The sequence below is a fragment of the Lentibacillus songyuanensis genome (genome assembly GCF_039548255.1).
Classification (GTDB): Bacteria; Bacillota; Bacilli; order Bacillales; family Amphibacillaceae; genus Lentibacillus_C; species Lentibacillus_C songyuanensis.
The window spans coordinates 256,014-269,283 of the sequence record NZ_JBCLVH010000001.1; the positions used below are offsets into that span (position 1 = coordinate 256,014).

Consider the following 13,270-nt stretch of genomic DNA (forward strand, 5'->3'; position numbering starts at 1 on the left):
GTCCCCCGGTCGACACACCTGCCCCTCACACCCTTGCATGAGTAATAATATGAATTTTAACTCTCTCAACTTTGTCGCAGGACTTGCATGACAATTTTGTGACAACTCTCTCATCTATTATCGGATTCCTTTGCTATAATTAATAGTATGAAAGTATAAAATATTAAGGGGGATTTTCCATGAAAAAAAGAGGACGTTTGTTATTTGCGGTTTTTATAGCGCTTACAATTGTCGTAGCTGGATGTAGTTCCGCCTCTCCTGAAGAAAGCGTTTCGGGTAAGGATAAAAAGGATGACAAAGTCTTAAAAATTGCTACCGTTAATAATCCGGATATGAAGATTATGCAGGAGCTGACGAAAGAGCATTTTGAAAAAGACACGGGAATTAAAGTCGAATTCGTTGTCTTGCCGGAGAATGATCTTCGCAAAAAGGTAACAGAGGATGTCGGCTTGGGCGCTGGAGCCTTTGACATTGCTACGATTAGTACGTATGACACACCGATTTGGGCGAAGAATGAATGGATTGAGCCAATCAGCCCAATGCTGGATGACCTTAGCGATGATGAAAAAGAAGCGTATGATCTGGAAGATATCTTCCCAACTATGCGAGATGCACTTACTTATGATGATAAATTATATGCGTTGCCATTCTATGGTGAAAGCACGATGCTCTATTACAATAAGGATATTTTTAAAGAAGCAGGATTGGAAATGCCTTTACATCCAACGTGGGAAGAAGTTGGAGACATGGCTCGCACGATTAAAGACAAAACGGATGAGCCAGGAATCATATTGCGCGGTTTACCAGGATGGGGAGAAATGATGGCGCCAGTGACGACGATGATCAACGCTTTTGGCGGGTCCTATTATGACAAAGACTGGAATGCACAGCTTGACAGCAAAGAAACCAAAGATGCAATCAATTTCTATGTTGATTTATTAAAAGATGCGGGTCAGCCTGGTGCAACAAGTACCGGATTTACAGAGGCGCTGACGATGATGTCAACCGGTAAAGCGGCTATGTGGTACGATGCTACAGTTGCTGCAGGGACATTGAATAATCCGGATGATTCCTCTGTTGTCGGGAAGATAGGCTACGCTTTTGCTCCAACGCAAGTAAAAGAAGAAAATACTGGTGGATTGTATGCCTGGTCCCTTGCAATTGAATCGGCAAGTAAAAATAAAGATGCTGCCTTCGAATTTATTAAATGGTCGACAAGTAAAGAATATGTGGAACTTGTTGGCGAGGAAAAAGGATGGGTTGTTGCACCCTCGGGAACGAGAATATCAACCTATGAAAATCCAAAATACAAGGAAGCTGCTCCTTTTGCAGACATGGTCCTGGAAAGCATTCAAAGTGTAGATTATGATAATCCTGCTGTAAATCCTGTACCATATGTTGGCGCGCAATATGCTGCCATCCCTGAGTTCCAGTCACTCGGTACAGAGGTCAGCCAGCAGATTGCAGCAGCAATTTCGGGGGATAAATCGGTCGATGACGCGCTGAAGGAATCCCAGAAACTTGCAGAAGATGCTGCCAAAGATGGCGGGTATAAAGATTAATCGTACCGTTTATAAAGGAGAGGATAGAAGGAGATAGGAGATTGTGTCTTCTTCTATTCCTTTCATGGTTAAAGCACATTAACAGCAGATTTCATTAAGGGGGATGAGTATGCAAGCAGCTAAAAAAAAGAGAAAATTGAACCAGCCTCCTGTTAAAAGACTGATATTGCCAAGCGCCATATATCTGATCATCATCACGCAAATTCCTTTTTTGATAACCATTTATTATAGTTTTCAAGATTGGAATTTATTGCGGCCGGATAAAGGTATTGTATTTAAAGGGCTGGCAAATTTTAAGAAGATCCTGACATCATCGAGTTTTTACCAAGTATTTGGGAATACGGTAACCCTTACTGTTGCTGTTTTAATCATTTGTTTCCTGTTGGGCTTTGTATTTGCGTTGCTGATGAATCGCAATTTTTTTGCCAAAGGTATTGTCCGAACAATGTTTATCACGCCTTTCTTTGTGATGCCAACAGTGTCGGCAATCGTATGGAAAACATTGATGTATAATCCGAATTTCGGTTTGTCTTCCTATTTTGCAAATGTATTCGGGCAAGCACCGATTGACTGGTTATCAGCACACCCGCTTACATCCATTATATTGATCGTGTCCTGGATGTGGACACCATTTTTTATGCTGATCCTATTAGCTGGTCTGCAGTCGCTTCCTGTTGAATTGATTGAAGCGGCACAACTGGATGGTGCAAACAAAATTAGTCAGTTCATCCATGTGACGATTCCGCATCTAGTCAGGTACATCGAGGTTGTGCTTTTGTTGGGTCTGATGTTCATCTTGCAGGTATTTGGTGAAATTTATGTCACGACAGCGGGTGGTCCGGGTTATGCCTCTACCAACCTGTCATTTCTGGTTTACCGCGCCGGTTTCCAGAATTGGGACATCGGTGAAGCGTCGGCAGTTGGTGTCGTAACGGTCATATTAACCATTGTTATGATGATGTTCATGTTTAAAGTATTACGTCGTATGTTTAGGGAGGAACAATCATGAAGAAAATTGCATCCGGCTCACTGACACTGCTTACCTATGTCATTGCTATTTTGTTCTTTTTCCCGATTCTGTGGATTTTTATCACTGGATTTAAATCAGAAAGCGAAGCCATTAACATTCCACCTACCCTCTTTTTCAAGCCATCATTGGAAAACTTCGAGATTGTTTGGCAGGCCGGAATCGGTGGGTTCTTTGCCAACTCTGTTGTTGTTACAGTGGCGTCAACCGTACTGGCACTTCTGCTTGGGGTTCCTGCTGCCTATGCTTTGGCATTATTGAAGGTAAAACGCAGGGACGATATTTTATTTTGGATGATTTCCACCAGGTTTCTGCCTGTTGCGGGAATTATTATCCCATTGTACTTGCTATTTAATCATGTACATCTGTTAGATTCCTTGCTTTCGCTGACATTGCTTTATGCTGGGATGAATGTACCATTGATTGTTTGGATGATGCGGTCCTTTTTTCATGATGTATCCTACGAAATCATTGAAGCGACACAGGTTGACGGCGCGTCCGGGTTACAAGCATTTTTTAAAGTTGTGTTACCGCTTGTGAGGCCGGGGCTGCTATCAACCGCACTATTATCGATGGTGTTTGCCTGGAATGAATTCTTTTTTGCAGTTAGTTTGAGTTATACCAATGCAGCAACGTTGCCAGTATACATGGCTTCCTATATGACACAGGAGGGACTGTTCTGGGCTAAAATGTGTGCCGCTGCATCTATATCCATCTTACCGGTTATCATTTTGGGATGGTTTACCCAGAGACAGCTGGTACGAGGATTGACAATGGGAGCAGTGAAAGGATAAAAGGACAAACAAAATAGAAGCAGCATAACCAACGTACATGTGCCGTCTGTGAAGAGGGTGGCCATTATTGATAAACAATAGACAACTTTGAATGGAAAGGAAAGGATCACAAATGAAGGCTTTAGTCATCGAAAAACCGTACTTCGCTGCTATTAAAGAGGTTCCATACCCAACACCGGGAGCCGATGAAATCACCATCAAGGTGGAGAATATCGGCATTTGCGGGACCGATATTCATATTTTCCAAGGAGAGTTTCTTTCGCCATATCCGATTATACCGGGACATGAATTCTCTGGTACGGTGTATGAAATTGGAGAAAATGTAAACGGATTTCAAGTGGGAGAAAGAGTAACGGCCGATCCGTCGCTTTTTTGCGGGCATTGTGAATTTTGCCTTACCAATCGCGGCAACCAGTGTGAAAACTGGGGGGCATTGGGTAACACAGTGGATGGAAGCATGGCTGAGTATGTCAAAGTCCCCAGCAGCAATGTTGTAAAGATACCTGATTCTATGTCATTTGCCGAAGCGGCATTCATTGAGCCGATGGCATGTGTCGTACACGGGATGAATCGTTTGAATTTGCGAGTGGGTGACAAAGTACTTTTATTTGGAGCCGGCGCCATGGGACAGCAGCTTGTCCAATCCGTGAAAATGGCTGGGGCATCTGAAGTCGTCGTAGTGGATATCTCGCAGCAAAAGCTTGATATGGCATTAGAATGGGGGGCGACGAAGGGTGTCTTAAGTGAAAACAGTGCAAAGGAATTAAATGCAGATATGTATCCACATGGGTTTGATGTCGTGATCGATGCTACCGGGATCCCAAAGGTGATTGAACAGGCATTTGATTATTTGGGGAAAACGGCGACGTACCTGCAGTTCGGTGTCACGCCGCAGGAATCCAAGGTGGCAGTGGATACCTTTAAACTTTATAATAATGATTGGACGATACTAGGCACCATGGCAATCAATCACACGTTCCTTCCTGCGTATGAGTGGGTGAAGAATGGACGGATTGATTTACAGCATATCATCACCAAAGAAATATCGCTTGAGGATACCATTGACTTTTTGACAGGACCGAGGGATCCAAACGATTTAAAAGTACAAATCAAATTGTGACCAATAAAACTATATAACAATCAAAACGAAATGGGGAAAGTCACAAAAAGTGTGGCTTTTCCCGTTTGTCGATAAGGGGTTATCAGATGGATATGGAATTGTTAATGGGAATTGACATCGGTACACAGGGAACAAAAGTGCTTGTAGTAGATACAAAGGGACAGATTGTTGGAGAAGGCAGTCATGCTTATGATTTTGATGTGCCAAAGGCCGGATGGGCTGAACAAGATCCCCGCCAATGGTGGCATGCTGTAATCGAATCATTAAAGCAAATTTGGGCAAAGGGAATTAAGGCGGATCAAATCAAAGGGATTGGTGTTTCCGGACAGATGCACAGTCTGGTATTATTGGATAGGAATAAGGAAGTGCTGGGTAATGCTATTTTATGGAATGATGTTCGAACGAAAAAAGAATGCGAAGAAATTGAACAGGCAGTGGGCAGGAATAGGACGTTAGCGATCACACGCAATGCTGTACTGCCAGGTTTTACAGCACCGAAACTAATATGGATCAAAAAGAATGAACCCGAGAGATACGCAAGAATCAGACACATCATGCTGCCGAAGGATTATATTGTCTTTCAATTGAGCGGGGTCTTTTCCTGCGATGTGTCCGATGCCAGTGGTACAGCACTATTTGATACGCAAGGACGAGATTGGTCGACAGAAATAATGGAAGCGCTCCATATTCCATTTGAATGGCTCCCGAAGGTACATGAAAGTCAGGCAATTGTCGGTGAAGTGTCTGCAAATGCCGCGGGTCTGACAGGATTGCAAAACGGAACTAGGATTGTAGCGGGAGCCGGAGATAACGCAGCGGCGGCTCTTGGTAATGGAATCTATGAAGAAGGTTCAGGTATTGTTAGTGTTGGTACATCGGGAACTGTTTTTGCACCAATAAAGGAGCTTCCTCCTGTAAATGATGATGCACAGTTGACCACACTGCATTTGTTTTGTCATTGTGTGCCAGATACATGGCATGCGATGGGTGTAACATTATCTGCAGGAATGTCATTGAACTGGTTTAAACAGACGTTTTCTAAAGAGACATTTGATGCATTTCTTACCGGGGTTGATGCGATACCGGCGGGTTCAGAGGGGTTATATTATTTACCATATTTGAACGGTGAGCGTACACCCCATAATGATCCGAATGCAAGAGGTGTTTTCTTCGGTATGCATTATCATCATACCCGTAATCACTTTACTAGAGCTGTTTTGGAAGGTGTATCATACAGCTTAAAGGATTGTTATGAATTGATCAAGCGGTGCCATGTGTCTATTAAAGATTTGTACGTTACGGGTGGGGCAAGCAAAAGTGCCGCCTGGAGACAAATCTTGGCAGATGTGTTAGGCCGGCAATTGACGTTTTTTGATGGCAGGGAAGGCCCGGCATATGGGGCATCATTGTTGGCTGGTTTGGGAGCTGGAATTTGGAACAGTCCCAAAGATTTTCCGGCAGTTTTTAGCGCTCGCAATGAGACGGCAACTATTCGTGAAAATGCAAAAAAGTATGATGTGGATTATCAAATGTATCAAAAAATATATGAACAGGTAAAACCTTTGTTCCGTGCTTAAAATCAGACATGATTCATGCTTGGGAACGATTACCGGGGGGAAACTCCCTTTGAAACAGAAAGGAGTGAAAAGGCGTGGAACCATCCATTTTTTTGAGTTCACGGCAACAGGAATTACTGCGAACATTCATGAATGAAAACAAGCCAATCTCCTATAAACTTCTTTCAGATTACTTTAAACTGAGTGTACGGACGATTCAGAGAGAGATCAGATCCCTTGCACCAGTTCTAGAAAGGTATAATATTAAGATATCAAGAAAAATTGGTTCGGGTCTTCAACTGCAAGGAACTGATGAAGATATAGAGAAGTTGAACGCACAATTGCAGCAAGCACAAATTATGACTACCTATTCTCCTGAGGAACGTCAAGAAGGCATCGCCTATGATCTATTATTATCAAACGAGCCATTGAAACAAGGCTATTTCAGTTCGAAGTTTGGTGTCTCTGTGGCAACTATATCCTATGACTTGGATAAGATCAGTTCAGCCTTCGAGGAGAGTGGTGTCAAAGTTGAACGTTCACCGGGGATCGGTATCTATATTGATGGGACAGAGCAACAACGGCGAACACTGTTATCCCGTTTGCTGCATAAGGATATTACATTTGAAGATTGGCTTGAGCTTTTTCGGGAGTCGAATGCAGACGATGAAATTTTGTATGGGAAATTAGGTTCTGTCGTACGCAACAGGCTGCTTAAATTCGTACAGCCGGATAAAATAATAGATGTTGATCGCGCATTGCATGATGTACTGGAGGAACAGCCGGATTATATACTGACGGATAGAAATTACGTCAACCTTATCATTCATATCGTGTTAGCAATGGAAAGAATCCAGAGTGGCAAGGTCATAGATTATACCAATTTAAGTCATTGGGAACCTTTAGATGCGGATACAGTTTTAATAGCTCAAAAAATTGTCTGTCGCTTGGAGGAGGTATTTACCTTAACGTTCCCTGAAATTGAAATAAAGTATATTTCTCTCCATTTGGCGGGTGCTAAGGTGTCCAAAAAGATTGCTTCAGAGGATGAGAGCAATGAAGCGTTCATGTGGATTGAACTGACACAAAGCTTCATTCGATCGATTGAACATTATCTTGATGAACCCTTTGATGGGGATAAGCTGTTGTTTGAAGGATTGGTCTCCCACTTTGTTCCGGTATTCAATCGCTTGAAATATGGCTTGCAAATACACAATCCGATGCTGGATAAAATAAAGGAAAATTATCGTGATGTCTTTGTCGCCTGTGAACAGGCCTGTGCTGTACTGACGGAAAAGACAGGGTATTTGATCCCGGAAGATGAAATTGGCTATCTGTCTATGCATGTAGGGGCTTCTGTGCTTAGAATTAAGAATTACATGAAGGAACATTATAAAGCGGTGGTTGTTTGCGCAAGTGGCCTTGGTACATCTATGTATCTAGCTACAAAAATCCGTTCTGAAGTGTCTAATCTGGAAGTAGAAGCTGTCATCTCCGTGAATGAACTGACGGAGTGGTTAAAAGATAATCGTACTATTGATGTCATTATTTCCACGGTGAATCTGTCTGTTGTAAGTGATATCAATATCGTGGTTGTGAGTCCTTTTTTGAACAAAGAAGATTTAGGGAAAATCAGGAACACCTTAGTCAGTACCATTCATATGCATGCGGCAGAAAATCCTTTGCCATTACAAAATAGTGATGAGAAAAAAGACGACGAGGCTTCCTCACTTTTATCTCTTGCAGTCTATGGAGAAGGCATGATGCAACTATTAAGGACTTTTCATGTATATAAGCATGTGGAATTTGGTTCTGATAGAGTTTCAAGCCTGCTTGATAGGATGAAGGACGCAGCGGCTATTACGGATATGGATATATTACGGAATGATTTAAAATCACGTGAACAGCAGGGTGGTTTTATGTTAGAAGGTTTGGCAATGTTACATACGAAATCTAAAGGGGTGGAAGCTCCTGTAGTTGCTGTGTTTCGCACGGATGCACCTGTATTGTGGTATGGAGATGATGGAACAAAACAGCGTGTACAGGCAATGATATTGCTGGTTATACCGATGGAAGCCCCTGAAGAACATATGAAAATGATTAGTGAAATTCCTGCGTCATTTATTGATGATGCCTTTTTAGCCGGGGTCATCAGTGGAACAGATCATGAGGTGAAGCGTCTATTTGAAATGGTATTGACGAGATCATATAAAGAACGGATAACTTCCATGGTGAAGGAGTTACAAGAAAAATGAGGAAATTCGCCCAGCTTTTGAGTGCGATGGTATATCAAAATATAATCATTATCATTGCTGTTGGTTTTATTCGTGTGATTTTTGGTAATTACGGCTGGTGGTACAATGAAACGATTATGCAACTTGTGAATCCGGTATACCATACCATACTGCCTGTGCTGATAGGTTTTACCGGTGGCAGGTTAATTGGAGGCCAAAGGGGCGCCACTGTTGCAGCGGCAGCCACATTTGGCCTGACACTTTCCAGTACAGTTCCGGCGATCCTTGGTGCAATGATAATCGGGCCAGTAGCAGGCTGGGGGATAAAGAAAATTGATCAATATATTATTAAGCGGTTGCCTGGCGCAGGGTATGAACTTTTAATCGGAAATATAGTGACTGCCTGTGCCGCGTTTGTATTAACGTTGCTTTGTTATTTATACATAGGAAAGGTATTTTCAACAGGGATGGGGCTGGCGCTTGGGTTATTGCAATCAATCGCTAATTCATTCTGGCTTCCGATTGTGTCCGTTTTTGTGGAGCCGGCCAAAGTATTATTCTTTAATAACATTGTTAACTTTGGAATCTTGGCTCCCTTTGGAATTCACCAAGTGAATGAATTAGGCAAATCGATATTTTTCTTAATCGAACAAAATCCTGGACCTGGATTGGGAATTCTTCTGGCTTACTGGTTTAAAACAAAAGGAGAGCAAAGAAAGGGAGCAAAACTTGCTACATCTGTGCACTTTTTCGGTGGAATTCATGAAGTTTATTTTCCATATGTGCTGATGAAACCTAGATTGATCATTTCTCTTATTTTGGGCGGGATGGTTGGCGTCTTTTGTTTTCAATTGTTTCAAGTTGGACTGGTAGCTATTTCTTCGCCTGGCAGTGTTTTTCTTGTTGTTGGGCTTGCACCTAAGGAAGACATGTTATTCGTTTTATTCGGCATTCTTTTATCAGCGCTTACATCGTTTCTTGTCAGTCTGTTATTGCTGAGAAATGTTTCACAATCACCTACAGTGTGGGATACAAAAGAAACCATACACAAATTTTATCAATTAACCGAAAGTGGTAAACTGTCACAGCCGCAAGAAGAAAAAGTGGATAATACGAAACTGAAAGCAAATACAATGGATGAACCGGATGAATCGTTATTGAGGGGCGCTGTGATCCATTCGATTTGTTTTGTTTGTGAAGCGGGGATTGGTTCTAGTGCAATGGGAGCGGCCATGCTGAGGAAAAAACTTCAACAGACAGATTTACCAATTTCCGTAGAGAATGCATCTATTAATGAAATTTCTTCCAGCTGTGATTTAATTATTTGTCACGAGCGCCTGCTGTCAACGGTGAAAAATGTTGCACCAAATAAGAAATATTATTCACTTCGGTCATTTACGGACATGAAGGCTTATGATCGATTGGTTCAGGAACTAACTTTCAAATAAGCAAGGCCAATTGATATCTTTTCCCCTTAAAAAAGATGGCTGCATCATTTATACTATATACAGAGGGTTCGCAACCATCCCCTCTTTAATAAAAACTAGGAGGAATTACATATGGAAAAAGCAGTAGTCGTATTTAGTGGCGGGCAAGATTCAACAACCTGTCTTCTCTGGGCATTGGAGAAGTTTGACATCGTTGAAGCCGTCACTTTTTTGTATGGGCAACGAAACATTTCGGAGCTTGATTCTGCAGAGAAGATTGCGAAAGATCTGGGGGTAAAGCATACCGTATTAGATATGTCCTTACTTCATCAGCTAACCGAAAATGCCATGACTCGAAAGGATATGGATATTGACGAGACGGGGAAGGTACCAAATACATTCGTCGAGGGCAGGAACCATATTTTTCTATCCTTTGCGGCGATTTACGCAAAACGTATTGGTGCAAGACATGTGATTACCGGTGTCAGTGAGACTGATTTTAGTGGCTATCCAGATTGCCGCAACGATTTCATCGAGTCATTGAATCAGACACTGAACCTTGCCATGGACACTCACTTTGACATTCACACGCCGTTAATGTGGAAAAATAAAGCAGAAACATGGAAAATGGCGGACCAAATGGGCAGGCTGGAATATATCAGAGCGTATACAACTACATGCTATAACGGAATTATTGGTGACGGTTGCGGCGAATGCCCTTCTTGCAGGTTAAGAAAGCAAGGTCTAACAGCTTACCTGGAAGGAGCGTATGAGCGTGTATAGAGTGTTTATATACTTATTATCGATTGTACTTGCAAACGTGATTACTGCCAAATTTGCGCCGCTTAACTTGGGTTTATTTATCATACCGTATGGAACGTTATTTATCGGATTAACGCTTGTCATGCGTGACATGGTTCAGAACAGGTATGGCCGGGCAAAAACGTATCTGTGGATTGTTGCTGCACTTGCATTGTCGGCGCTTACCAGTCATTTATTGGGTGATGCATTATGGGTGGTATTCGCTTCAACGTTAAGTTTTATTATATCGGAAACAACAGATACCGAAATATATACACGTTTTAAACTCCCTTTTGTTAAGCGGGTCATGTATTCAGGGGTTGTCGCCGGATTGCTTGATTCAGCTGTGTTTGTCATTATTGGTATCGGACCTCTTGGGCTTGGATACGTTCCATGGGATTTGGTTTTGTATGCCGTAGCCGGTCAATGGGTGGCTAAAGCCCTGATGCAGTTGATCGTAGCAGGTGGAATAAGGCATTTCGTTATGAAATTGGGAATCTATGAGCCTAATATCACAACACAGGAACAAGTAATGGCAAACAAATTACGGACCGCACGATAGACAGGGATAGAATGAAGGAGGAGAACAAGTATGAAAGAGAGCGATACAAAGGACCTGACACTGTTAGGTAATCAGAATACAAAATACAATTATGAATACTGCCCGGAAGTGCTGGAGACATTTGAAAATCAGCATCAGGAAAATAATTATTTTGTAAAGTTCAATATTCCGGAATTTACGAGTTTATGTCCGATGACAGGTCAGCCGGATTTCGCAACCATCTATATTTCATATATTCCAGATGTACGGATGGTAGAAAGCAAGTCATTAAAGTTGTACATGTTCAGTTTTAGAAATCATGGGGCATACCATGAAGACTGTGTGAATCTGATCATGAAGGACTTAATTGAACTCATGGACCCAAGGTATATTGAAGTATGGGCGAAATTCACACCACGTGGTGGAATATCGATTGATCCGTATTGCAATTATGGAAAGCTGGGCACCATTTTTGAAGAGATGGCGAGCAAACGATTAATGCAGCATGATCTTTATCCGGAAAAAGTGGATAATAGGTAACGTAAAACTTCATTCATTAAAGTGGTCCATTTCATATCTGCGTAAGATGACCATGCTGAAAGAAAATCAAGGGGCGGTTCCATGCTAGTGAAGCAAAGGAAGCGCCCCTTATGATTTCTATTTAGAAAAATCGGGAATTACTTTTTGTATAATCCATCATAACAAGCGAACGATAGGCATAGAGGAGTTGATAAACATGGAAAACGTTGCAGTGGATTATAATAAAAGTTATTTAAATGGAGAATGGGCAGAGGGTAACACTGGCAGAACGTATGATATATTGAATCCGTATGATGATACGGTAATTACTACCGTTAGCATTGCGTCACTGGATCAGATGAAGGAAGCCTATAAAGTAGCGGAAATGTGTCAGAAGGATTGGGCACATTCATCGGTGGAGCAGCGTAAAGAGATTTTTCGTAAAGCAGCGGAGTTTTTGCAAAATAATAAGGATGAAATTATTCAAATTGTCAGCAGAGAGACGGGTGGAACACTGTTAAAGGCCGAATTGGAATTAAATTTGACAATTGATGTGCTCCAAGAAACATTTGCGTATATGGATGCCGGGGAAGAAATAAAGGAAGTGGAGTCATCTATTGAAGGCAAGGTCAATCGGATATACCGACAGCCGCTTGGGGTTATATCATCGATTTCGCCATTTAACTTTCCGATGAATTTATCGATGCGCTCGATTGCACCCGCCATTGCGCTAGGGAATACGGTTGTGCATAAAGCAGATCTACAGGTTGGCCTGACTGGCGGCTCTATTTTGGCTAGAGCATTTGATTATGCAGGATTGCCGAAAGGGGTGTTTCAATCTGTCTTAACCGATATTGAGGAAATCGGTAACGAAATGATGGAAAATCCAGTTGTCCAGCTGATCGCTTTTACCGGTTCAACAAATGTTGGGAAACAGATTGGAAAAATTGCTGGTGAGCACTTAAAACGAGTGGCATTGGAGCTCGGAGGAAATAATCCATTTATTGTATTACAAGACGCTGATGTTGATAAGGCGGTAGATGCTGCCATCTTTGGTAAGTTCATGCATCAGGGACAAATTTGCATGTGTGTGAACCGGATCATTGTCCATCAAGATTTATATGAGGAGTTCACCAACAAGTTTATCAAACGTGCAGCTGCATTACCTTATGGTGATCAAACCGATAAAAATACAGTGATCGGGCCATTAATTAATCAGAGTCAATTGGAAAAGGTTCAGGGAATGATAGAGGAGGCGAAACAGAACGGATCAAAACTGGGACTTGAAGGAAAACGGATCGGGAATGTATTGACCCCGTATGTTTTTGTGGATGTCGCTAATCAAGATGATATCGCACAATCCGAATTATTTTCCCCCGTGGTATCAATGATTAGAGCAGATTCTGATGAGCAAGCGATTGAATTAGCGAATGATACACAGTATGGATTGACGTCTGCTATTTTTACATCTGATTTGCAAAAAGGCGAAGCATATGGGTTAAAGATTGACGCAGGCATGACCCATGTTAATGATCAAACCGTTAATGATGCCGCAAATATTCCATTTGGCGGTAACAAACAAAGTGGTATGGGCCGGTTTGGTAATCCGTGGGTCATTGATGAGTTTACCAAAATGAAGTGGATTTCCGTCCAAAAGGAATATCGGGAATTTCCATTTTAACGGTAATT

At 42.0% G+C, this 13,270-nt stretch carries 11 protein-coding genes; all 11 read left to right on the top strand.

Annotated features, from left to right (window positions below):
* Positions 1–179: 179 nt before the first annotated feature.
* The 11 genes from WMZ97_RS01225 (at position 180) to WMZ97_RS01275 (ending at position 13,262) form a co-directional block, all read left to right on the top strand.
* Positions 180–1,562 carry an ABC transporter substrate-binding protein gene (locus tag WMZ97_RS01225; protein WP_343270226.1) on the top strand — a complete coding sequence of 461 codons (1,383 nt, stop codon included), beginning with the start codon at positions 180–182 and terminating at the stop codon, positions 1,560–1,562.
* A 109-nt stretch (positions 1,563–1,671) separates the two neighbouring features.
* Positions 1,672–2,571, top strand: a complete 900-nt coding sequence (locus tag WMZ97_RS01230) for a carbohydrate ABC transporter permease (RefSeq protein ID WP_343270227.1) — start codon at positions 1,672–1,674, stop codon at positions 2,569–2,571.
* On the top strand, positions 2,568–3,383 hold the full coding sequence (locus tag WMZ97_RS01235; RefSeq protein WP_343270228.1) for a carbohydrate ABC transporter permease: 816 nt from the start codon (positions 2,568–2,570) through the stop codon (positions 3,381–3,383). Before WMZ97_RS01230 ends, WMZ97_RS01235 begins: the two co-directional genes overlap by 4 nt.
* Before the next feature lie 112 nt (positions 3,384–3,495).
* On the top strand, positions 3,496–4,503 hold the full coding sequence (locus WMZ97_RS01240; protein ID WP_343270229.1) for a zinc-dependent alcohol dehydrogenase family protein: 1,008 nt from the start codon (positions 3,496–3,498) through the stop codon (positions 4,501–4,503).
* An 86-nt stretch (positions 4,504–4,589) separates the two neighbouring features.
* Entirely contained in the window at positions 4,590–6,080 is a 1,491-nt protein-coding gene (gene xylB, locus WMZ97_RS01245; RefSeq protein ID WP_343270230.1) for a xylulokinase, read from the top strand.
* A 74-nt stretch (positions 6,081–6,154) separates the two neighbouring features.
* A complete protein-coding gene (locus WMZ97_RS01250; protein WP_343270231.1) occupies positions 6,155–8,314 on the top strand; it encodes a BglG family transcription antiterminator in 2,160 nt (719 codons plus the stop codon).
* The gene (locus WMZ97_RS01255; RefSeq protein WP_343270232.1) at positions 8,311–9,741 is read left to right on the top strand and encodes a PTS mannitol transporter subunit IICB; all 1,431 of its coding nucleotides are present in this window, start codon (positions 8,311–8,313) and stop codon (positions 9,739–9,741) included. The genes WMZ97_RS01250 and WMZ97_RS01255 overlap by 4 nt, the downstream gene beginning before the upstream one ends.
* A 111-nt stretch (positions 9,742–9,852) precedes the next feature.
* Positions 9,853–10,503, top strand: a complete 651-nt coding sequence (gene queC, locus WMZ97_RS01260) for a 7-cyano-7-deazaguanine synthase QueC (RefSeq protein WP_343270233.1) — start codon at positions 9,853–9,855, stop codon at positions 10,501–10,503.
* Positions 10,490–11,083: a VUT family protein gene (locus WMZ97_RS01265; RefSeq protein WP_343270234.1), complete on the top strand. Its 594-nt coding sequence runs from the start codon at positions 10,490–10,492 to the stop codon at positions 11,081–11,083. Before queC ends, WMZ97_RS01265 begins: the two co-directional genes overlap by 14 nt.
* Before the next feature lie 30 nt (positions 11,084–11,113).
* Positions 11,114–11,602, top strand: a complete 489-nt coding sequence (queF, locus tag WMZ97_RS01270; protein ID WP_343270235.1) for a preQ(1) synthase — start codon at positions 11,114–11,116, stop codon at positions 11,600–11,602.
* 196 nt (positions 11,603–11,798) lie between these two features.
* Positions 11,799–13,262, top strand: coding sequence for an aldehyde dehydrogenase family protein (locus tag WMZ97_RS01275; RefSeq protein ID WP_343270236.1), 1,464 nt, complete (start codon positions 11,799–11,801; stop codon positions 13,260–13,262).
* Positions 13,263–13,270 lie beyond the last annotated feature (8 nt).

Excerpts from the sequence above, each read along its gene's own strand:
- queF (WP_343270235.1), top strand. The coding sequence starts at position 11,114 with ATGAAAGAGAGCGATACAAAGGACCTGACACTGTTAGGTAATCAGAAT.
- WMZ97_RS01225 (WP_343270226.1), top strand. The coding sequence starts at position 180 with ATGAAAAAAAGAGGACGTTTGTTATTTGCGGTTTTTATAGCGCTTACA.
- WMZ97_RS01240 (WP_343270229.1), top strand. The coding sequence starts at position 3,496 with ATGAAGGCTTTAGTCATCGAAAAACCGTACTTCGCTGCTATTAAAGAG.
- xylB (WP_343270230.1), top strand. The coding sequence starts at position 4,590 with ATGGATATGGAATTGTTAATGGGAATTGACATCGGTACACAGGGAACA.
- WMZ97_RS01275 (WP_343270236.1), top strand. The coding sequence starts at position 11,799 with ATGGAAAACGTTGCAGTGGATTATAATAAAAGTTATTTAAATGGAGAA.
- WMZ97_RS01265 (WP_343270234.1), top strand. The coding sequence starts at position 10,490 with ATGAGCGTGTATAGAGTGTTTATATACTTATTATCGATTGTACTTGCA.
- WMZ97_RS01255 (WP_343270232.1), top strand. The coding sequence starts at position 8,311 with ATGAGGAAATTCGCCCAGCTTTTGAGTGCGATGGTATATCAAAATATA.
- WMZ97_RS01235 (WP_343270228.1), top strand. The coding sequence starts at position 2,568 with ATGAAGAAAATTGCATCCGGCTCACTGACACTGCTTACCTATGTCATT.
- WMZ97_RS01230 (WP_343270227.1), top strand. The coding sequence starts at position 1,672 with ATGCAAGCAGCTAAAAAAAAGAGAAAATTGAACCAGCCTCCTGTTAAA.
- queC (WP_343270233.1), top strand. The coding sequence starts at position 9,853 with ATGGAAAAAGCAGTAGTCGTATTTAGTGGCGGGCAAGATTCAACAACC.